The sequence below is a fragment of the Haloferula sp. A504 genome (genome assembly GCF_044385805.1).
Lineage (GTDB): Bacteria > Verrucomicrobiota > Verrucomicrobiia > Verrucomicrobiales > Akkermansiaceae > Haloferula.
In genome coordinates this window covers 54,023-74,495 of record NZ_JBISBU010000009.1, presented here as the reverse complement: position 1 = coordinate 74,495, position 20,473 = coordinate 54,023, and the positions used below count along the sequence as shown (strand labels likewise).

The window sequence follows — 20,473 nt, the reverse complement described above, 5'->3', positions numbered from 1 at the left end:
CTACGCCGCGTTGCGGCGCTTGCGGATCAGCGGGGGCTTCTCGCCGATGACGACGGCGCGATTGATGGTGACCGACTCGACGTCGTCGCGGGAGGGAAGGTCGTACATGATGTCGAGCATCATCCGCTCGAAGATCGAGCGCAGGGCCCGGGCTCCGGTGCCGCGGCGGACGGCTTCCTCGGCGAGGGCGCGCAGGCCGTCCTTGGTAACCTTGAGTTTCACGTCCATCAGCGAGAGCTGCTTGGCGTACTGCTTCACGAGTGCGTTCTTCGGCTCGGTGAGAACCGTGACCAGCTCGTCTTCGGTGAGCTGGCGGAGCGAGGAGATGACGGGCAGGCGACCGATGAACTCCGGGATCAGGCCGAAGTGGAGGAGGTCTTCCGGTTCGGTGAGTTCGAGCACTTCGCGTTCCTCGCTCTCGGTCTTGTCCTTGATGCCGTGGAAACCGAGGGCGCTCCTGCCGAGTCGGCGCTGGATGATATCCGGCAGTCCGACGAAGGCACCGCCGCAGATGAAGAGAATGCGCTCGGTGTTGATCTGGATGTATTCCTGCTGCGGGTGCTTGCGGCCACCCTGTGGCGGCACGTTGCAGACCGTGCCCTCGAGAATCTTCAGCAGCGCCTGCTGGACGCCTTCACCCGAAACGTCGCGGGTGATCGAGACGTTGTCGGTCTTGCGGCCGATCTTGTCGATTTCATCGACGTAGATGATGCCCTGCTCGGCCCGCTCGACGTCGAAGTCGGCCGCCTGCAGGAGCCGGAGGATGATGTTTTCCACATCCTCGCCGACGTAGCCCGCTTCAGTGAGCGTGGTCGCATCGACGATGCAGAAGGGGACGTCGAGGACGCGGGCGAGGGTGCGGGCGAGGAGGGTCTTGCCCGAACCGGTGGGACCGAGCAGGAGGACGTTGGATTTCTCGATCTCGACCTCGGAAAACTCGCCGTCGGCCTCCTCCTGGCGGAGGCGCTGGTAGTGGTTGAAGACCGCCACGGCGAGGACCTTCTTGGCCAGGTCCTGGCCGACCACGAAATCGTCGAGGCGTCGGCGGATGTCAGTGGGCGGGACCAACCGCGCCGCTGACGAGGGTGAACGGCGGGTCGGCGACGAGCCTTCGGCGTCGGCGAATTCCTTGTCGAGGATGTTCGAGCAGACCTCGACGCATTCGTTGCAGATGTAGACGCCGGGACCGGCGATCAGTTTCTTCACTTCCGAGTGACTCTTTCCGCAGAAAGAACACATCGTGAGATTGGAGGCTCGTGCCATGGCTTGGTTCTGGAAATGGAAACGGGGCGGCCGGGAAACACCCGCGCCGCCCCGTCATGATAGCGGATTTTCGCTCAGTCGTCCTTCTTTTTTCCGTCATCGTCGCCCCCGGCGGCGTCCTTGACGGCATCGGGCAGCTCCTTGCGGCTTTCGAGGACCTTGTCGACGAGGCCGTATTCCATGGCCTCTTCGCCGGTCATGTAGTTGTCGCGGTCGGAATCCGTCTCGACCTGTTCGACCGACTTGCCGGTGTGCTTGGCAAGGATGCCGTTGAGGCGCTTTTTGAGGTTGAACATGAAGCCGATGGTGCGCTCGACGTCCGAGGCGGTGCCCTGGGCGCCACCGGAGACCTGGTGGATCATCACGTGGGAATTCGGCAGGCAGAAGCGCTTGCCCTTGGTGCCGGCGGTCAGCAGGACCGAGCCCATCGAGGCGGCGATGCCGATGCAGTAGGTGTTCACGTCGCAGGTGACGAACTGCATCGTGTCATACATCGCCAGACCGGCCGTCACGGAGCCGCCCGGCGAGTTGATGTAGATGTGAATGTCCTTCTTCGGGTCCTGCATCTGCAGGAAAAGAAGCTGGGCGATCACCGAGTTCGCGACGAAGTCATCGATCGGCGTGCCGATGAAGATGATGCGGTCCTTCAGCAGTCGCGAGTAGATGTCGAAGGCGCGCTCGCCCCGGCCGTCCTGCTCGATGACCGTCGGGACGTAGTAGTTGTTCTGCGGGCCTGCCATCCGGGGCAGGGATGTGGGAAAATCGCTCATGATTCGGTGGTGCTTGGCTCCGGTGTTTCGGAGACTTCCTCGACGGTGGCGTGCTCGAGGATGAAGTCAATGGCCTTGCCGACCAGCATCGAGTTGCGGATGCCGGGCAGGCGGCCCTGACGCTGCATCTCCTTGATGACCTTCTTGGGGTTTTCGTTCCGCGACTGTGCCACCCGGGCGAGGTGCTGGACGAGTTCCTGGTCGCTGACCTCGATGCCCTCGGCGTGGGCGACCTCCTGGAGGATGAAGTTGGTCTTCAGGTTGGTGCGGGCCTGCATCCCGGCGGTGGCGAAGATTTCCTGCTGCTGGGCGGCGATCTCCTCCTCGCTCATGCCCGACTGCACGCCGCGCTGAACCAGCGAGTCGGCCTGGCTCTGGGTTTCCTGGCGGACCAGGTCCTCGGGCAGTTCGAAGTCGACCAGGCTGTTGAAGTGCTCGACGACCTGGTTGACCTTGAGGTCGTCGATGCGGCGGCGCTTTTCCATGGCCGCCTGCTCGCCGATCATCTCCTTGAGCTTGTCGAAACTCTCCGCGCCGAGCTTGGCGGCGAAGTCGTCGTCGAGTTCCGGAAGGCGGACGGCCTTGAGTTCCTTCACCGACACGGCGAACACCAGCTCCTTGCCACGGATCTCGGCCACCGGGAAGTCGTCGGGAATGGTGACGGTGATCTCCTTTTCGTCGCCGGGTTTGGCGCCGACGAGCTGCAGGGCGAATCCCGGGAGGAAGGATTCCTCGTCGATCTTCAGCCAGAATCCCTCGCGGCCCGCCAGATAGCCGACTTGCTTGTCGAGGGCCTCCTCGAGCGGCCGGCCGTCGAGGGTGGAGGAATAGTCGATCACCGCGAGATCGCCCTCCGCGGCACCGCGATCCTCGATATCCGCGTAGTCGGCGAAGCGTTCGCGCATCTGCTCGATCTGCTGGTCGAGCTCGGCGTCGGTCAGGTCGACCGGCGGAATGCGGACACTGATGCCCTTGTATTGCGGAAGGTCGATTTCGGGAGCGAGGGTCAGCATCGACTCGAAGGTGACCGAACCGTCGGGCGTTTCGGTGAAAGCGGTCGGCCTGCCGAAATTGAGCACCTTGAGATCCTGCTCCCGAATGGCCTCGTCAAAGGCCTTGCGGGTCAGGCGCTCCTCGAGTTCCTCGGAGATTTGGGGGGCAAACCGCTTCTCGATCACCTTGCGCGGGGCCTTGCCGGGACGGAATCCCTGGATCCGGGCCTGCTTGGCATAGACTTTGACGATGCTGTCACGCTCCGCGCGGACATCGTCGGTGGGCACTTCCACCTTGAGGGTTGCGGTGCAGTTCGGCTGCTTGTCGACGGTGATGTTCATGTTCTGGAGTGGGAAAGGCCTCACGATCCGCCTCACGGTCCCGCGGGCAGGGGGCGGGAAGCTAAGGAGTCGGGCCGGGGCTTGTCAAACGAAGTAGATCGACCGGCGGGCGGCGCCTACCCGCCCGACATGGGCCTTGACGGAGCGGGGGTCCGGCAGGTTTCATCACGCAACGCACCAACACATGGGAATTTCAATCCTTTCACGCATGAGGCGCGGGCTCGCACGAGCAAGCGGAGTGGTTCTGGCGACGGCTGTTTTTCTGGGGATCGGCGCCGACGAAGCGTCCGCGCAGGACTTCGAGGGCAAGCGGGTTTCCTCGGTGGATTTCCGCTACGAGGGCGACCGCCGTGCGGTGGACGAGGCGCGGCTCCGGAACAACATCCAGCTCCGGGCCGGTTCGGACTACCGGACCGACACCATCGACAATGACATCCGCTCGCTCTACGAGTCCGGTTTCGTGGACGACGTCCGCGTGCTGGCCGAGCCGGTGGGTGCCGACGGGGTGAGGGTGGTCTATGCCATCGTTCCCCGCAGTGAGATCGTCGGCGTCGGTTTTGTTGGCAATTCGGTCTTTTCCGACAACAAGCTGGCCAAGGCCTCCGAGCTCAAGGCGGGCGGGGCCCTCAGCGACCAGATGATTCTCGATGCCCGGGACAACCTCGAGAACTACTACGAGGACGCCGGCTACCCGGACGTGCTGATCAGTCACCGGGTCCAGCCGTCCCCGTCGGGCAACGGATCGGAACTGATTTTCGTCATCGAGGAAGGGGCGAAGAACGAGATCCGCGACATCCGTTTCGAAGGGAATTCGGTGTTCGATGACCGGACGCTGCGTCGTCAGATGAGCATCAAGGAGAAGGGCTTGTTCTCCTTCTTCACGAACTCCGGACGTTTCGAGGTCGACCAGCTGGACGAGGATCTGGAAGCGGTGCTCGATTACTACCGCTCGAAGGGCTACCTGCGGGCGAGCAGTCCGGGCGTCCGGCGGGAGCCGGTGGGGGATGGCCGCACCGATCTCGTGATTCCGATCAACGAAGGCGACAAATACACCGTGAAGGGTGTCGGCTTCGGGCCGATGACCGTCTTCAACGAGGAGGAGCTGTATCCGGCCCTGACCCTGCAGGGGGGGGATGCCTACAACTCGAAGAAGATGCGGGCGGACATGACGACCATCCGCAGCTACTACGGTTCGAGAGGCTATGCCGATGCCACCGTGACTCCGGACATCCGCGATGCGGGTCCCAACCAGGTCAACGTGATCTACCGGGTCACCGAGGGTCGCCGCTTCCGGGTGGGCAACGTCAACATCGAGGGCAACACCAAGACCCAGGACCGGGTGATCCGGCGGGAGGTGCCGCTCAAGCCCGGGGATGAGTTCAACTCGGTCGAACTGGACACGACCACCTCTCGTCTGAACGGCCTGCAATACTTCAACAACGTCTCGGTCTCCTCGTCACCGAGCGCGCGCGGCGGCAACTACCGCGACGTGGACATCCTGGTCAGCGAGCGCCGGACCGGGTCGATTTCCGCGGGCATCGGCTTCAGCTCGATCGACAACGTGGTCGGTTTCGTCAGCCTCGAGCAGTCGAACTTCGACATCACCAACCCCTGGTCCTTCACCGGTGGCGGGCAGCGTTTCGCGACGAACCTGCGCATCGGCTCGGAGCGGACCGACTTCTCGATCTCGCTGACGGAGCCGTGGTTCATGGGCCAGCAGCTGGCGCTCACCGGCGAGCTGTTCTACCGCGACTCCCAGTTCTTCTCGGATTTCTACGAACAGACGAACGCCGGGGGAGCGATCGGGATCCGCAAGCCGCTCACCGAGCGGACTTACATCAGCGCCGAATACCGGCTCGAGAATGTCGAGATCGAGTTGCTGAACAGCGTGGCGATCCTCAACGCCGGTCTGCCCCCGGGCACGCCGCCGTCGCTGCTGACCGGCGAGGGCGGGGATTACCTGCGCAGTTCGATCAGCGCCAACTGGGTCTACGACACCCGCGACGCCCTCATCGAAACCCGCGAGGGAGCCAAGGTGGACATCGGAATCAGTGTCGCCGGGACCTTCCTGGGCGGGGATGTGGACACGATCGGGCTGACCATGCGCGGCCAGCAGTACTGGAACCTCCGCTGGGACACGATCCTTTCCGTCCAGGGTGAGCTTGCCTTCGTCGACGCGACCAGTGGAACCGTTCCGGTCTTCGACCGGCTCTATCTCGGTGGTGCCCGCACCCTGCGGGGCTTCGACTTCCGCGACGTCGGCCCGCGGGATCCGGTGACGCAGGAAGTGGTCGGGGGACAATCGCTCGGGTTCTTCTCCGTGGAGTACACCGTCCCGGTCATCGACCAGATCCGGGTGGCCGCCTTCTACGACATGGGCTTTGTCAATGCCTCGGCATGGGATCCCGATCCGAGCGATCTTTACAGTGACCTTGGCTTTGGTGTCCGGCTCAAGCTTCCGATGAGTCCGGTGCCGCTGGCGCTCGACTATGCGATTCCGATCGAAAGCCCGGATCCGGTTGCGGACCAGGGAGGAAGATTCCAGTTCTCGCTGCAGTACGAGTACTGATCGGGTCGCTGCCAGAGGGCGGAGCTGGGTTCAAGCCCAGCCGAGGAGCCGGGTCCGGTGACCCTCCGGCGATTCGAAGACCGTCTCCTCATAGGCGGACTTCCGCAGGTAGCCGAGGGCGAGCCGGGTTCCATCCTCGGCGGCGGCCGGGTCGACACTGGTGAGGGTGCCGCATTCCCGGCCGGCCAAGTGGAGGGAGGTCGGGCCCGTTGCCGAGGTGCTCAGGCGAGCGAGGCGGCGGTTCACGCGTCCGATGGACTTGATCCGCGAAAGCACCTCCTGCCCGATGTAGCAGCCCTTGTGGTAGGAAATGGCGGTCCGATCGAGTCCCGCCTCGGGTGGCAGCATGCCTTCCTCGAGTTCCCGGCCCCAGGCCGGGATGCCGGCGGCGACCCGCAGCGACTCGGCTTCCGCATCGGGAATCATTTCACCGGGAGGCTCGGCATCCGGGGAGAACCAGTGGTCGATGCCGGAGCCGAAGAGGCCCCCGGCATCCCGCGCCATCTCCGCGCCGTCCAGCGGGCCTTCGGCATGCACGCGGATCCATTGACCGCTGAGGTCCTCGACTTCGACGTCGTCGGCGATCAGGTAGCGCTCCAGGCGCGCCCGCAGTTCCTCGGCGCGGGCGGAGTCGCCCGCGATCCGGATCTCGTCGTCTTCCGGCCCCCGGAACACGGAGACGAGAAACTGGAGGCGCCCTTTGGCATCGGTGACGCAGGAGGGCAGGGCGGTGTTCCCCAGGTCACGGACGTCCTGAGTGAGCTGTCCATTGAGGTAGCGGACGGCATCCGGGCCGCGAAACGAGAGCAGCGCGGGCGACTCGGTGGGGAGGCGTCGTGTCATGAGGCGCGGGCGGTGCCCCGGGGCTCAGTTGCCTTCCTCCCGGGTCAGGGCCAGCTTGGCGAGCCGGGCGGCCTGCTTGTGGATCTCGGCGATGTCTTCCTCGGTCGGGGATTCCCCGACCTCGATGAGCATGGCGCTGCGCATGCCGGCGAGAACGTTCCGCATCTCGATGAAGGTCGGGCGTTCGGCGATCCTGGGCTCCAGGGAACCGACGATGGACGAGTAGTAGTCGGCGATGTCCTCGCGCATGACTTCGCGTGCCCGTTCATCGCTGAACTGCTTCTCGACCGCTCCGGAAGCGACGTGAAGCGCCCGGATCCACCCTCCGAGGGAAATCAGGTGGGCCAGATCGGCGTCGCGGAGCGTGACGAGCTCCCTTTCCACGTCTTTCTGGGTCGCGGAGAGCTCCTTCTTGAGCTGGTCCACCTTGCCGGCCCGTGCCGATTCCAGCAGGCTGGCGGCGTGGCGGTTGATGCGCTCGCCGGCCCCGAGGGCCTTGGCGTAGCGGGTGAGTTGCGAGGCAAAATCCTCGACCTTGCTGAGTTCGCCCACCTGCACGACCAGGAAGCCGTCGGCGATCAGGAAGCCGAGCTCGATGGCGAGATCGGCGCGGTTGAGGGGCATCTTTTCCGGGATCTCCCGGGGATGATCGCCCAAGGGGAGGGGGGCCAGCGAATCGAGCGAATCGAAGATCCTCGAGATCGACGGAGCCGTGAACTCGTTGATCGCCAGTTCCTCCCGGACATGGGGATCTTCCAGAAGATCCGGTGGAATCTCCTTCCGGAAGTCCGGCTCTTCCTCCTGGGCCGTGACGGGCGCTACGAGGGCCAGCGTGGAAACCAATGCCAGCAATGTCTTCATGGGCCCAATCTGGCAGCAGGAAGCCGCAAGAGCAACGGGAATGAGCGAAAGGTTCGGATTCTCGAAGCTTGACCCGGGATCCTTTCCGTGTTGGCCTCCGGCCGGGTGGAAAACCATCCACCACCCGGAAATCGTCGGCCTTCCAGCCTCTGATGGCGATTCCCGAATCGGCCTGCCGCTTGCTTTCAAACTCCAGTCGAGCCCTCGCCGCCGCGCCTTCCCAACCCCCACCCGCCCAACGTCATGGAATTGTGGTCCTCACCCCTTTGGTATGCCTCCTACATCCTCGTGCTTCTCGGTCTCTCGGGATACGGCATGCACCGCCTGGGCATCGTCTATCTCTACCTCAAGCATTCCCGCAAGAAGCCGGAGCCGCTTCGCCGTTTCGAGGAGCGGCCGCTGGTGACGGTCCAGCTCCCGGTCTTCAATGAACTCCACGTCGTCGACCGCCTGCTGGATTCAGTCGCGAAGATCGACTATCCGAAGGACAAGCTCCAGATCCAGGTGCTGGACGACTCGACCGACGAGACGACCGACATCTGCCGCGCCGGGGTCGAGCGCCTGAAGGCGCAGGGTTTCGATGCCGAGATGATCCACCGCACCGACCGGACCGGATACAAGGCGGGTGCGCTGGAGAACGGCACGAAATTCGCCAAGGGCGAGTATCTCTTCATCCTGGACGCGGATTTTGTTCCGAATCCGGACGTGCTCGAAAAGACGATCCACTATTTCTCGGACGACCGGATCGGGATGATCCAGACCCGCTGGGGTCACCTCAACCGGACCTTCAACCTGCTGACCCGGATCCAGGCGATGTTCCTCGACGGGCACCTTGAGCTCGAGCAGACCGCGCGCAACCGCAGCGGTCGCTTTTTCACCTTCAACGGCACGGCCGGCATCTGGAGGAAGTCCTGCATCGCCGACGCCGGCGGATGGGAACACGACACGCTCACCGAGGACATGGACCTCAGCTACCGCGCCCAGCTCAAGGGGTGGCGCTTCATCTTCCTCAAGGAAGTCGAGACTCCGGCCGAGCTTCCGGTCGACATGGATGGCTTCAAGAGCCAGCAGCACCGCTGGACCAAGGGGTCGATCCAGGTCTGCAAGAAGGTGCTTCCGGCGATCTGGCGCAGCAACGCTCCGATCTATGCGAAGCTTGAGGCGACGGCCCACCTGACCTCGAATTTCGCCTACCTGCTGCTTATCTGCCTGTGCTTCCTAATCTACCCGAACCAGCATGCGGCACCCGATTTCGGACCGTTGACCTACTACATCGTCAACATCCCGATTTTCTTCTTCGCTTCGGTTTCGGTGATCGTCTTCTACGTGACGGCGCAGAAGGCGCTGCGTCCCCAGAGCTGGTGGAAGGAAGTGCCCTACCTGCCGCTGTTGCTGGCGCTGGGCATCGGCATGTCGATCAACAATGCCAAGGCGGTGATCGAGGCCATCTTCAACCACCAGTCCGGCTTCGTACGCACGCCGAAGTATGGCATCGAGCACAAGAAGAAGCGCTCGGATTGGAAGAAGAGCAGCTACAAGGCGATGAAGACGCTGACGCCGGTGGTCGAGCTTCTGTTCGGCTTTTTCTTCCTCTTCGTGGTCGTGGAAGCGGCCCTCGACGGACGCTGGCCCGCCTCGATTCTTCTGCTTCCCTTCCCGGTCGGTTTCTTTTACACTTCCGTATCATCCTTGGCCCGCCTTCTGCCGAGCGGCCGCGAGGCCGGCGACGAGTCGGCGTGAGACCGGGGGTGTCCATTGGACTTCACCGCCATGCACCCGAACATTCTGCGCAACCTCCTTTTCTCGCTGCTGCTGGTCGGCGGCGGGATGCTCCTGAGCTCCTGCGGGGGCGGGAAGGACACCCGGAACAAGATGCTCGTCAGCGTCCGTGACCAGCGGATGCTTCTGGTTCGCGACGGCAAGCCGGTGAAGAGCTACGCGATCTCGACCTCGAAATTCGGTCTGGGCTCGCAGCAAGGCAGCAACCGCACGCCTCTGGGCCGCATGGAAGTCGCGAAGAAGATCGGAAGCGGCGAGCCCAAGGGCATGGTCTTCAAGAGCCGGCGTCCCACCGGGGAGATTCTCAAGCCGAACGCCCCCGGTCGCGATCCCATCGTCAGCCGCATCATGTGGCTGAGCGGCAAGGACTGGCACAACAAGAACACCTTCCGCCGCCTGATCTACATTCACGGCACCCCGGAGGAGTGGCGCCTGGGCCGGCCGGCCTCGTATGGCTGCATCCGGATGGGGATGAAGGACGTGGTGGACCTTTACGACCGGGTCGGGGAGGGCGCCGAGGTGCGCGTCTTCCGCGGTTCGCTGCTCCAGACCTCGGAAGGCCGGGAATACGTGAACAAGAACCGGGGCGCCGCCAGGCTCTACGGCCTCGTTTCCTCGCCCTGAGATTGTTGCTCACGAGCTTGACAAGGCGGGCCAAGGTCCTAAAGTCCCGCCCCCGCGCCGGAAAAGGCGCTCCCGAACCGATTTTCAGCATCCATGGCCAACCACAAGTCAGCCCTCAAGCGCGTTCGTCAGACCAAGGTCCGCACCGAGCGCAACCGCCAGCGCAAGAGCACCATCAAGACGCTCCGCAAGGAGACCCTTGCCGCCGCCGAGGCCGGTGACGCGAAAGCAGCGGCCGAATCCCTGTCGAAGTTCTCCTCGGCCGTGGACAAGGCGGCCAAGAAGGGCATGATTCACAAGAACAAGGCCGCCAACCTCAAGAGCCGTGCCGCGAAGTCGGTGGCTTCGGTGGGCTGAGCCGCCCGGGAGACCAACCTCTTTCCGAGGCGGCGCTGGATTGTTCCGGGGCCGCCTCTTCTCTTTCCACCCATGAGTGATTCCACACCCATCGACAGCCGCCGGGAGAAAGCCCGGCAGATCGCCGAAAATCCCCGGGGATACAAGGTCTGTGAGGGTTGCGACTCGATCGTCGGCAGCCAGGTCGTGCTATGTCCGAATTGCCACAGCTACCGCTTTGATGACGCGCCGCGGCGCGTCATCGAGCAGGCCGAGCTGCTGGGTTCCCGCGAGCAGACCTCGGTGACGAGCGAGGACCTCGGGTGAGATGGAGTGGCTCCGGCCACGGGGCGGGGCGACGTCCACGCTGCCGTGAGTGGGTTCGCTGTGTAGCCACGGCTCCGGGAGGCTTGGAAAAGCCCGGCGTCTCCGTGTCGGCCGACAGCCGACCGCCCGAAGTCATGGCGCTCGGAGCGTGTCACCCCCGAGCCGATCGTCAGCGGAACTGGATCGGCAGGCTTTTGGCCAGATGATCGAGGATCGCTTGGTGCGCCTTGTCGACCTCCTTGGTCTTGAGCGTTTTTTCCGGTGAACGGTAGTGAAGCCGGTAGGCGATCGACTTGCGGTCGGCAGCAAGCCGTTCGCCGCTGGCATCGGTGAAGAGGTCGAAGCACTCGAAGCCCGTGAGGAGCGGCTCGTTGACCTTCGAGAGGGCCTTTTCGATTTCGGCATTCGCGAGATCGATGGGGGCATCGATCGCCGCGTCGCGGCTGGAGCCGGGGTACAGCGGAAGCTCCTCGATGTCGTTCGAAACCGCCGAAAGCTTGCGCAGCTTGGCCAGGTCGAGTTCGGCGAGGAAGACCGGGTTGGGTGCGTCGAGATTGCGCTGGCGGGCGGGTGCCACCATGGCGAAAGAGCCGAGGTTCTGTCCTGCCGCCTGGATGTCCGCCCCAAGTGCCCAGCCGTCGCGCTCGCGCGGCGACAGACGCACCTTGGTGCCCGGAACCAGTGCCTGGATGGCGGCGAGCAGGTCGAACCCGTCCGCGCTCGACGGTGAGCCATCCCAGCCGGCGGGTTGGCAAGGTCCGGAAAGGAGGATTCCGAGTGCGTCGGCTTCGAGGTCGGTGGCCTTGCCCCCGCCAGCGTTGCGGAAGAAGCGGCCCATCTCGAAGAGACGCAGGCTGGTGGCACCCTGACGGATGTTGCGGGCTGCCGAGCTGAGGAGGCCGGGAGCGAGGCTCGGGCGCATCACGGCGTGATCCTCGCTGAGCGGGAGGCTCACGCGGATCGTGTCACCGTCGCGCAGCGGCTTGAGCGGCAGCGCGTCGGCGAGTTGGGCGTCGGAGATCAGCTTGATCGTCTGGCACTCGTGGAATCCCAGACCGGTCAGACGCTGCCGAAGGCGCATGTCGGCATCGTAGGCGTGGTCGACCGGGCTCGATGGCACGAAGCTGCCCCGCAGCCGCGACGGCACGGCATCGAGGCCCTTCACGCGGACGATTTCCTCGACCAGGTCGATGTGCCGCTGGAGATCCGCCCGGAAGGACGGAACCTCCCACAGCCCGTCGGTGTTCTTGCCCAACCCGAGACGGGTGAGAATGGATTCGGCGTCGGCGTGGGAAATGCTGCCGCCGCTGAGCTGGTCGAGGCGGTCCAGGTCGAGAGCGACCGGACCGGTGAGGGTCGGAGCCTCGCCGGCAACCCGGCTCGCGGCCTCGGCGCTGCCGCCGGCAAGCTCGAGGATGAGCTTCACGGCCAGGGCCGAGGCAGGGTCGACACCCGCGGGATCGACACCCCGTTCGAAGCGATACGAGGAGTCCGACATCAGCGCCGTGCGGCGCGAGGTGCGGCGGATCCGGGAAGGGGTGAAGTAAGCCGACTCGAGAAGGATGTCGGTGGTGCCTTCCACGACCCCGCTGTCGAGCCCGCCCATCACGCCGCCGAGGGCCAGCGCCGCACCGGATTCATCGGAAATCACGCAGTCTCCGGTTTCGAGCGGGTAGTCGGCCTCGTCGAGAGCCTTGAAGACCTCGCCGTCCCTGGCACTGCGGACGACGATGTCGCCCGAGACCTTGGCGGCATCGAAGGCGTGCAGCGGCTGACCCAGCTCGTGGAGGACGAAGTTGGTGATGTCGACGATGTTGTTGATCGGTCGAAGCCCGATCGCCTCGAGGCGCTCCTTGAGCCAGGCCGGACTTTCCTTGACCTCCACTCCGGAAATCCGGACGGCGGTGTAGTAGGGGCAGGCATCGGCGGCCTCGAGTTGGATGCCCTCGGGGCAGGTCTCGGTTCGCGCCGGGATCTTCAGGTCCTTGAGGGGCACCTCCAGCAGCGTCGCCATTTCACGGGCCATGCCGTAGTGACTGAGCAGGTCGGGTCGGTTGGGCGTGACCTCGACCTCCAGCAGCACGTCGGCGTCGAACATTTCCTTCACCGGTTTGCCGATTTCTGCGTCCTCGGGCAAGATCATGAGGCCGTCCTCGGCATCGGTCAGGCCGATCTCCGAGGCGGCGGCGAGCATTCCCTTCGACTCCTCGCCACGCATCTTTGTCTCCTTGATCACGAAGCCGCCGAGGTCGGTGCCGGGCAGGCAGCAGGGGACCTTGTCGCCGACCTTGTAGTTCTGTGCTCCGCAGACGATCTGGCGGAGCTGGCCCTCGCCGGCATCGACCTGGGTGACCTTGAGCTTGTCGGCATTCGGGTGCTGGACGGCTTCCATGATCTGGGCGACGACAATCGTATCGGACGGGACCCCCTTGACCCGGATGTCCTCGACCTCGACGCCGGCGAAGGTGAGAAGCTTGTCCAGTTCTTCGGGCGACTTGCCCTTGAGGTCGACATGGGTGGCGAGCCAGTTGAGTGAGACGTTCATGGTGGTGGGTTCACCGCAAAGACGCGAAGTTCGCGAAGTTGGGGAAGCTGAGTTACTTCGTGGATGATTGAATGAGTCTGCGGAGGCCCTGCTTGAGAAGGGGAACGTTGAAATTGATGAGGAAACCGAGTTCCTTGCCGGATAGTTTGAGGTAGGTGAGGACCTGCGCCTGATGGATCGGCAAGAGTTGCTCCACCGATTTCAACTCGACGACAACGCCCTCTTCAACAAGCAGGTCGAGGCGATAGCCTGCATTAATCGTGATACCCTTGTAGTGGACAGGTTGTTCAAGTTGCCTCTGCACGTTGAGTCCCCGCTCTCTGAGTTCATGCTCAAGGCAGGCTTCATAGGTGCTCTCGAGTAACCCGGGGCCGAGTTCGACGTGGACGGTGTAGGCAGCGTCGACGACCTGTTTGGCGACTTCTTCGATATTCATCACTCAACTTCGCGTTCTTCGCGTCTTTGCGGTGAATCCGATTTCTCAGGCGAACTGTTTGAGGAAACGGACGTCGTTTTCGATCAGAAGTCGGATGTCCTTGATGCCCCAGCGGATCATGGCGAGGCGGTCGAGGCCCATGCCGAAGGCGAAGCCGGTGACCGCGGCGGGATCAAAGGCGTCGTCCTTGCGGTTGCCATCGATGGACTCGAAGACGGCGGGATCGACCATGCCGCAGCCCGCGACCTCGATCCACTTCGGGGCCTGACCCTTGACGTGGAGCTTCACGTCGATCTCGAAGCTGGGCTCGGTGAAGGGGAAAAAGTGGGGGCGGAATCGGACGTCGGTCTCGGGGCCGAAGAGTTCGTGGAAGAAATACTCCAGGGTGCCCTTGAGGTCGCCCAGTGAGACGTCCGTGTCTACGTAGAGGCCCTCGAGCTGATTGAAGACCGAGAGGTGGGTGGCGTCGATCTCGTCGCGGCGGTAGGCCGAGCCGGGGGCGATGATGCGCACCGGCGGCTTCTCCGTTTCCATGGTCCGGACCTGCACGCTCGAGGTGTGGGTGCGCAGCAGCTTGCCGGAGTCGAAATAGAAAGTGTCCTTCTCGTTGCGCGCCGGGTGGTCTTCGGGGGTGTTGAGTGCGTCGAAGCAGTGGAACTCGTCTTCGATCTCGGGACCCTCCGCCAGGGCGAAACCCATGCGCCGGAGGATCTGGATCGCTTCGTCACGGATCAGGGTGAGCGGATGCAGCGAACCGCCGTGGAGCGGGCGGGGGGGGAGGGTGAGATCGATGCCTTCCAGCGCCTTGGCGTCGGCGATGGCCTGGAGGCCGGCCTTCTTTTCCTCAAGGGCCGAGGTGATGGCCTGGCGGGCCGCATTGAGCAGTTGGCCGACCTCGGCCTTCTCTTCCTTGGGCACATCGCGCATGCCGGCCGAGAGCTGGGTCAGGCTGCCCTGCTTGCCGAGAATGGCGACCCGGGCGTCTTCGAGGCTGCGGGCGTCCTCGACCTCGCCGATGCGGGCGAGGGCCTCGGTCTGAGTGGCGGTGATCTGGTCCTTCATGGGCTGCGGATGGGAAATCGATGGAAAGGCGGGGCGGGGATAGCGGCTGTGGCGCTTGCGGTCAATCGAGAGGGCGGCTTTGTCAGCGGTTGAACCGGACCGCGCGAGCGGCTTGCAGAACCGCGGTCCCCAAGGCGGGTGACGGAAAATACGCAGATTGGGGCTTGCCTTCGAATGGTTGGGCATGGTTTTTACTGTGCAGTGTTTCGCTTCGCCATGACCTCCCCGCTGCGCCTCCTCCCGCTCGTTCCGTTTCTCGCTGTCCCCGTGCTTGCCGACACCTTCGGCAGCGGGGCGAATGAATTCACCATCGACTTCGTCGATATCGGCGATGCCGGAAATGCGGATGACAACACCGGCTACGGCGGGGTCGATTACGCCTACCGGATGTCCACCTACGAGATCAGCGGGGCGATGATCGACAGCTACAACGTGCTCAGCGGCGGGCCGGCGATCACGCGTTACGCGCCTTTCAGCGCGGACCAGCCGGCGACCTCGGTAAGCTGGAACGAGGCGGCGCGGTTTGTGAACTGGCTGAACACGAGCAGCGGATACAGCGCGGCCTACAAGTTCGAGACCGGGGGAGGGAACGACAACATCGCGTTGTGGACGGGAGCGGATGCTGGGTATGATGCGAGCAATCCGTTCCGGAACAGCAATGCGTATTACTTCCTGCCGAGCGAGGACGAGTGGTACAAGGCGGCGTATTACGATCCGAGTGCAAATGGGGGAAGCGGTGGCTACTGGGACTATGCGACTGGGAGTGACACGGCACCGACGACAACGAGCGGAGGGACAACGGCTGGCACCGCAGTGTATCGCGACGGCGTGAATCCCAATCCACCAGGTCCTGCGGACATCACGAATGCGGGTGGCCTGAGCCCGTATGGCACGATGGCGCAGAACGGCAATGTGTGGGAGTGGGGCGAGTCGGGCTTCACGGCTCCGAACGACTCGGCTGGTGAGTCGCGGGTGTTCCGCGGCGGCGGCTGGAACAGCGGCTCCTTCGGCCTGGCGTCGTCGGACCGCTTCGGCGACAGCCCCACGAGCGGGAGCAGCGCCATCGGTTTCCGTGTCGCAGCTGTTCCTGAGCCGTCTGGAGCGATCCTCACAGTTGTGGGTATGATGGGGCTGCTACTCAGAAGAAAGCGTGTCTGACTTCCCTCTGCTCTTTGGTTCTTTGTCCTTTTCCTCTTCGCGCCGAAGGCGCGGCGGAGCCTCGGGAAAGGGATACCGCCGGAGGCGGTCGAAATTATTTCGTGACCCCATTTGAGTCTTGCGCCTCAAACGGGGCAAGTGATCGATGCAATATGTCTATGTTCTCTTGAGTGAGACGGATGGGCAGTTCTACACCGGCCTGACGTCGGATTTGAGGCGGCGACTTGAAGAACACAATAGCGGGGAGGTTCCATCAACGAAACACCGGACGCCCTTCCGACTGGTGTACTATGAAGCCTGCCCGAGCAGGGTCGATGCAGCGGCGCGGGAGAAATATCTCAAGACCGGAATGGGCAAGCGCTACCTGAAGAACCGGCTCAAGGCATTCCTCGGTGGCTTGCCCCGTCAGAGACCCTCGGGCCTCTGACGGGGTCGGGGGCTGGGTGAGGTCGCTGGGCGACTCGACAAGCGGCGGGGAAGGGGCTAGGATGCGGACATGATTCTAAGTGCGGTCATCACCGAGGCGGAAGAGGGTGGATTCATTGCCTTCAATCCGGAAACCGGAACCACGACGCAGGGAGAGACGCGGGACGAGGCGCTGGCAAACTTGCGGGAGGCTACGGCATTGTATCTGGAGGAATTCCCCCGCCCGCTGAAGAGTGGAACCATGATGACCAGCTTTGAACTGAGCGATGCCGAAACTGCCGGTTGTTAGCGGGAGGCAGTGTTGCAAGGCGCTGCGGAAACTGGGCTTTGAGCAGGTCCGGCAGCGCGGCAGCCACGTGATCATGCGCCGGGGTGAATCGGGCTGTACGGTGCCGATGCACAAGGAAATCAAGACGGGCACCTTGGCTGGTCTCCTCAAACAGGCGGATGTTGCGGCAAAGGATTTCATTGAGGCCTTGTGAAACGTCACAAGCGGCTGTGGGAGAAGGTGGCGAGCTTGGAGAATCTCGCTGCGGCGGCCTGTGAGGCGCTGCGGGGCAAGCGCGGGAAGCGGGCCGGAGCGGAGTTTTTCGGGAAGTGGGAGACGGAGGTGATCGCGCTGGAGCGGGAGCTGCAGGAGGGGAGCTATCAGCCGGGGGCCTACCACTATTTCACGATTCACGAACCCAAGGAGCGGGTGGTGGCGGCGGCGCCCTTCCGCGACCGGGTGGTGCATCACGCTTTGGTGCGCGTCTTGGAGCCGATCTTCGAGCCGCGCTTCATCGAGGACAGCTACGCCTGCCGCCCGGGGCGTGGGACTCACGCCGGGATGCGGCGGGCGCTCCACTTCGCGAGGCGGCACCCCTTTGCGCTCAAGTGCGACATCAGGCGCTACTTTCCCTCGATCGACCAGGGGCTGCTGCGTGAGAAGATCGCGCGGGTGGTGGGCGACGAGAGGGTGCTGGCGCTCATCGACTTGATTCTCGCCAGCCATTTCGAGCGCACCGAGCAGGTGTGGCCGGCGGGCGGAGACCTTTTTGCGGTGGAGGAGCGACGGCGGGGGCTGCCGATCGGGAACCTGACGAGCCAGTTCTTCGCCAACATCTTCCTCGACCGCTTCGACCATTTCGTGAAGCAGGAGCTGGGGGTGAAGGGCTACCTTCGCTACGTGGACGACTTCCTGCTCTTTGGTGGAAGCCGGGGCGAGCTGAAGGCATGGGGAGCGGCCTGCCGGGAGTTCCTGGCGGCGGAGCGGCTCGAGATCCACCCGGATAAGTACCGGCTGATCCCGACGGCGGACGGGGTGGATTTCTGCGGCTACGTGGTGCGTGCCGATGGGCGGGTGCGGGTGCGCTCGGCGAATGCGCGGCGATTCCGCAGGAAGTTCCGCTGGATGCGGCGGGAGGTGCGGATGGGGTGGCTCGACCCGGCGGAGCTGACCGCCTCGGTGCGGGCCTGGGTGGCGCATGCGGAGCATGCGCAGAGCTGGGGCTTGCGCCGGGCGGTGCTGGGGCCTTGAATGTGCGGCGGGATGTCCGGGCGAAAAACGGCTGGTGAGTCGCGGGTGATCCGCGGCGGCAACTGGAACAACAACTCCAACAACCTGGCGTCGTCGAACCGCAACAACAACAGCCCCACGAACGAGAACAACAACATCGGTTTCCGTGTCGCAGGCTCCCGGCCGGGGAGGGCCTCCGGGTCGGCCCCGGACAAGCCACTGCTTGCGGCCAGAATCGCGGAGGGCGGGTGCCGTCCGCGGCCGTGCCGCGCTCAGGAACCACCGGAGATTCCGGCGGGAGACCTCCACGGAAGTCTCCGGCGAATCAGCCACGGCTCCGTCGCGGTGAGTAGCCTTTCGGGCGAAAGCCGTGGCGGGGTCACCGGCGCATCACCCAGCAGGATTGTTTCGTCATGTTGATTCGGATGGGGCAGGGGCGGAGGGGTGAGCCCGAGAAGGGGTGGGAGAAGCCACCGCCGAAGCGGACGCCTCGGTGGGTCGGATGGATGGTCGGTGGGGTCGTGCTGGTATTGGGAATCGGGCTGGCGGTGATGTTGTGGCCGCGCGGGGAGGGAGAGATCCATGCCGCGGCGGCACCGGTCGCGGAGGTGCGAAACGCGCTGGAGGAGGCGGAAGCCGTGGCGCAGGCGTTCCTTGCCGGCAGCGGGATGGAGGAGCGCCTGCGGTGGGTGAGGAACGCGGAGGAAGTCCGAAATCGAGTCGCCGACTATCCCTCCGCGGCGCGGAGTGAGGTTGGGGAGATCGAGAAGATGATCGGGCATGGCGGCGGCACGACGGCCTTCGCGGTGGCGCTGCCCTCGGGAGAGGTGCGGCTGCTGGAGGTGGTGGACACGCCGGAGGGGCCTCGGGTCGATTGGGACGCGTATGCGCGGCATGGCACGGCGACCTGGGAGGACCTTTGGTCGGGCAAGGCGGAACGTGCGGTGGTAAGGGTGTTTTGTGAACCTTCGACCGAGTATCCTGAGCCTTTCGACGACTGGGAGCGGTGGACGACTTTTCGCCTGAGCAGTCCCGATATGGGGCGTGTGGCGCTCGGTTTCGCAGAGATCGGGACGGTGCGCGAGGAGATGATGAAGAAAGTGGTACTGGGATCGGCGCGGTATCGTCAGCGCTTCGTGCTCGAGGTGGTGCGGCACGAGGGGGCGGGGGAGCCCTTGTTTGAAATCGTGAAGTGCCGGGCGGTGGGCTGGATCGAGGGCGAGCGGCCGGTGGAGGAGATCTGGGCGGAGCGGCCAGAGGCGGACTGAAGTCCGCGCCCGTGCGATGGGTCGCGCTTCTCCGCGCCTCGGTGGCGGGGAATTCGGTCGTTTCCCGCTTGATCGCAAAACGAATCCATCTATCCTGTGAGCATGAAAAATGTCACAGTTTCTGTGGATGATGAAACTTACCACAGGGCGCGCGTGAGGGCGGCGGAGCAGCGGTCTTCGGTGTCGGCGGTGGTGCGGGAAATGCTCGGCAAATTTGCCGCCGAGGAGACCGAATTCGAGCGCTTGAAACGGCGGCAGCAGGCCGTGCTGGCACGCTTGAAGAAGCGATCGGCTCGGTTCTCGGCTGGCAGGCGGTTGAGTCGGGACGAACTCCATGATCGCGATGCCCTTCGTTGATACCAACGTGCTGCTCTACCTGGTGAGTGGCGATCGGGGAGAGTCGGCGAAGCAGGAAAAGGCTGCGGAGATTCTGGAGCGCGAGGATTTGTTTCTCTCGGTGCAGGTGCTGCAGGAGTTTTATGTGCAGGCGACCCGACTCGGGCGGTCCGATGCCTTGACCCACGAGGAGGCGGTGGAGTTGATCGAGAGCTGGAAGCGGTATCCGGTGCAGGAGCTGACCGTGGGAATTCTGGATCGGGCGCTGGCGGCGAAGGTCCGCTGGCAGCTCTCCTACTGGGATGCCGCGATTCTGGAGGCGGCGCGGGAAATGGAGTGCGAGGAGCTTTGGTCGGAGGATCTGGCCGACGGACAGGACTACGGTGGTGTGCGGGTGGTGAATCCCTTTGCGTGACAGTTTGCGGCGGGCCGCCGCAACCACGGCCTGCCCCGGGCCGGGGCAGCCACGCACCACGAAAGACGGCTTGCGGCGGGCCGCCGCCACCACGGCCTGCCCCGGGCCGGGGCAGCCACGCACCACGAAAGACGCCGCCGGGCACGAGGGCCGGGCGGCGTTGGGAAGGGAAATGGGGGAAAGCGCCTCAGGCGGCCGCTTCCTTCTTCTTCTCGAGCGCTGCCTTGGCCTGCTCGACGATGGCCGTAAAGGCTTCGGCGTCGTTCACGGCGAGGTCAGCGAGGATCTTGCGGTCGGCTTCGATGCCGGCGGCGTTGAGTCCCTCGATGAAGCGGGAGTAGGTGAGTCCCTCGTTGCGGGTCGCGGCGCTGATGCGCTGGATCCAGAGACGACGGAATTGCCCCTTCCGCTTCTTGCGGTCGCGGTATTCGTATTCCTGGGCCTTGCGGACGGCGTCCTTGGCGTAGCGGTAGAGCTTCGAGCGGAATCCGCGGAAGCCTTTGGCACGCTGGAGGACCCGCTTGCGGCGGGCGCGGGAGGCCGGGCTGTTGGTTGCGCGTGGCATGGTGTGGTATCAGGTCGGACGGGCCGTTGGTTTCGTCTTCCTCCTGCCGTCTCGCTCG

At 64.3% G+C, this 20,473-nt stretch carries 23 protein-coding genes; 14 read left to right on the top strand and 9 right to left on the bottom strand.

The window, feature by feature from the left end; translation table 11 throughout:
• From clpX to tig, 3 genes are all read right to left on the bottom strand, one after another.
• Positions 1–1,263, bottom strand: a complete 1,263-nt coding sequence (gene clpX, locus ACG2LG_RS06860; RefSeq protein ID WP_396257530.1) for an ATP-dependent Clp protease ATP-binding subunit ClpX — start codon at positions 1,261–1,263, stop codon at positions 1–3.
• A gap of 74 nt (positions 1,264–1,337) precedes the next feature.
• A complete protein-coding gene (locus ACG2LG_RS06855; protein WP_396257529.1) occupies positions 1,338–2,033 on the bottom strand; it encodes an ATP-dependent Clp protease proteolytic subunit in 696 nt (231 codons plus the stop codon).
• The gene (gene tig / locus ACG2LG_RS06850) at positions 2,030–3,367 is read right to left on the bottom strand and encodes a trigger factor (protein ID WP_396257527.1); all 1,338 of its coding nucleotides are present in this window, start codon (positions 3,365–3,367) and stop codon (positions 2,030–2,032) included. Before tig ends, ACG2LG_RS06855 begins: the two co-directional genes overlap by 4 nt.
• A 208-nt stretch (positions 3,368–3,575) precedes the next feature.
• On the opposite strand from tig, the gene bamA reads away from it, so the two are divergent.
• Positions 3,576–5,936, top strand: a complete 2,361-nt coding sequence (gene bamA / locus ACG2LG_RS06845) for an outer membrane protein assembly factor BamA (protein WP_396257525.1) — start codon at positions 3,576–3,578, stop codon at positions 5,934–5,936.
• A gap of 30 nt (positions 5,937–5,966) precedes the next feature.
• Here bamA and ACG2LG_RS06840 read toward each other — a convergent pair whose 3' ends face one another.
• Both ACG2LG_RS06840 and ACG2LG_RS06835 read right to left on the bottom strand, forming a co-directional pair.
• Complete coding sequence (locus tag ACG2LG_RS06840) at positions 5,967–6,779, bottom strand: YgfZ/GcvT domain-containing protein (protein ID WP_396257523.1); 813 nt, start codon at positions 6,777–6,779, stop codon at positions 5,967–5,969.
• A gap of 24 nt (positions 6,780–6,803) precedes the next feature.
• Positions 6,804–7,640 (bottom strand): hypothetical protein, encoded by an 837-nt coding sequence (locus ACG2LG_RS06835; protein WP_396257521.1) that lies wholly within the window; start codon positions 7,638–7,640, stop codon positions 6,804–6,806.
• A 243-nt stretch (positions 7,641–7,883) separates the two neighbouring features.
• Between ACG2LG_RS06835 and ACG2LG_RS06830 the strand changes: the two genes are divergently transcribed.
• The 4 genes from ACG2LG_RS06830 (at position 7,884) to ACG2LG_RS06815 (ending at position 10,706) form a co-directional block, all read left to right on the top strand.
• Positions 7,884–9,380, top strand: coding sequence for a cellulose synthase family protein (locus ACG2LG_RS06830; RefSeq protein ID WP_396257519.1), 1,497 nt, complete (start codon positions 7,884–7,886; stop codon positions 9,378–9,380).
• Positions 9,381–9,410: 30 nt separating this feature from the next.
• Entirely contained in the window at positions 9,411–10,043 is a 633-nt protein-coding gene (locus ACG2LG_RS06825) for a L,D-transpeptidase family protein (RefSeq protein WP_396257517.1), read from the top strand.
• A 93-nt stretch (positions 10,044–10,136) separates the two neighbouring features.
• The gene (gene rpsT, locus ACG2LG_RS06820; protein WP_396257515.1) at positions 10,137–10,400 is read left to right on the top strand and encodes a 30S ribosomal protein S20; all 264 of its coding nucleotides are present in this window, start codon (positions 10,137–10,139) and stop codon (positions 10,398–10,400) included.
• 72 nt (positions 10,401–10,472) lie between these two features.
• Positions 10,473–10,706, top strand: coding sequence for a hypothetical protein (locus ACG2LG_RS06815; RefSeq protein ID WP_396257514.1), 234 nt, complete (start codon positions 10,473–10,475; stop codon positions 10,704–10,706).
• Between the two features lie 169 nt (positions 10,707–10,875).
• On the opposite strand, the gene pheT is transcribed toward ACG2LG_RS06815, so the two are convergent.
• The 3 genes from pheT to pheS are packed head-to-tail and all read right to left on the bottom strand — an operon-like array spanning position 10,876 to position 14,749.
• Positions 10,876–13,251: a phenylalanine--tRNA ligase subunit beta gene (gene pheT, locus ACG2LG_RS06810; RefSeq protein WP_396257513.1), complete on the bottom strand. Its 2,376-nt coding sequence runs from the start codon at positions 13,249–13,251 to the stop codon at positions 10,876–10,878.
• Positions 13,252–13,303: 52 nt separating this feature from the next.
• Positions 13,304–13,687 (bottom strand): GxxExxY protein, encoded by a 384-nt coding sequence (locus ACG2LG_RS06805; protein WP_396257511.1) that lies wholly within the window; start codon positions 13,685–13,687, stop codon positions 13,304–13,306.
• Positions 13,688–13,732: 45 nt separating this feature from the next.
• Positions 13,733–14,749 carry a phenylalanine--tRNA ligase subunit alpha gene (gene pheS, locus ACG2LG_RS06800; RefSeq protein WP_396257509.1) on the bottom strand — a complete coding sequence of 339 codons (1,017 nt, stop codon included), beginning with the start codon at positions 14,747–14,749 and terminating at the stop codon, positions 13,733–13,735.
• Positions 14,750–14,965: 216 nt separating this feature from the next.
• On the opposite strand from pheS, the gene ACG2LG_RS06795 reads away from it, so the two are divergent.
• The 9 genes from ACG2LG_RS06795 (at position 14,966) to ACG2LG_RS06755 (ending at position 19,850) form a co-directional block, all read left to right on the top strand.
• Positions 14,966–15,907, top strand: a complete 942-nt coding sequence (locus ACG2LG_RS06795; protein ID WP_396257507.1) for an SUMF1/EgtB/PvdO family nonheme iron enzyme — start codon at positions 14,966–14,968, stop codon at positions 15,905–15,907.
• 145 nt (positions 15,908–16,052) lie between these two features.
• Positions 16,053–16,334, top strand: a complete 282-nt coding sequence (locus ACG2LG_RS06790; protein ID WP_396257505.1) for a GIY-YIG nuclease family protein — start codon at positions 16,053–16,055, stop codon at positions 16,332–16,334.
• A 69-nt stretch (positions 16,335–16,403) separates the two neighbouring features.
• On the top strand, positions 16,404–16,622 hold the full coding sequence (locus ACG2LG_RS06785; protein ID WP_396257503.1) for a type II toxin-antitoxin system HicB family antitoxin: 219 nt from the start codon (positions 16,404–16,406) through the stop codon (positions 16,620–16,622).
• Positions 16,600–16,815, top strand: coding sequence for a type II toxin-antitoxin system HicA family toxin (locus ACG2LG_RS06780; protein ID WP_396257502.1), 216 nt, complete (start codon positions 16,600–16,602; stop codon positions 16,813–16,815). The genes ACG2LG_RS06785 and ACG2LG_RS06780 overlap by 23 nt, the downstream gene beginning before the upstream one ends.
• Positions 16,812–17,852, top strand: coding sequence for a reverse transcriptase domain-containing protein (locus ACG2LG_RS06775; RefSeq protein ID WP_396257500.1), 1,041 nt, complete (start codon positions 16,812–16,814; stop codon positions 17,850–17,852). The genes ACG2LG_RS06780 and ACG2LG_RS06775 overlap by 4 nt, the downstream gene beginning before the upstream one ends.
• Positions 17,853–18,251, top strand: a complete 399-nt coding sequence (locus tag ACG2LG_RS06770; protein WP_396257498.1) for an SUMF1/EgtB/PvdO family nonheme iron enzyme — start codon at positions 17,853–17,855, stop codon at positions 18,249–18,251.
• Entirely contained in the window at positions 18,245–19,099 is an 855-nt protein-coding gene (locus tag ACG2LG_RS06765; protein WP_396257496.1) for a hypothetical protein, read from the top strand. Before ACG2LG_RS06770 ends, ACG2LG_RS06765 begins: the two co-directional genes overlap by 7 nt.
• Before the next feature lie 102 nt (positions 19,100–19,201).
• Entirely contained in the window at positions 19,202–19,456 is a 255-nt protein-coding gene (locus tag ACG2LG_RS06760) for a ribbon-helix-helix protein, CopG family (protein ID WP_396257494.1), read from the top strand.
• The gene (locus ACG2LG_RS06755) at positions 19,443–19,850 is read left to right on the top strand and encodes a PIN domain-containing protein (protein ID WP_396257493.1); all 408 of its coding nucleotides are present in this window, start codon (positions 19,443–19,445) and stop codon (positions 19,848–19,850) included. The genes ACG2LG_RS06760 and ACG2LG_RS06755 overlap by 14 nt, the downstream gene beginning before the upstream one ends.
• A gap of 187 nt (positions 19,851–20,037) precedes the next feature.
• Here the strand turns inward: ACG2LG_RS06755 and rplT are convergent, their stop codons facing one another.
• Complete coding sequence (rplT, locus tag ACG2LG_RS06750) at positions 20,038–20,415, bottom strand: 50S ribosomal protein L20 (RefSeq protein ID WP_396257491.1); 378 nt, start codon at positions 20,413–20,415, stop codon at positions 20,038–20,040.
• Between the last annotated feature and the right edge of the window lie 58 nt (positions 20,416–20,473).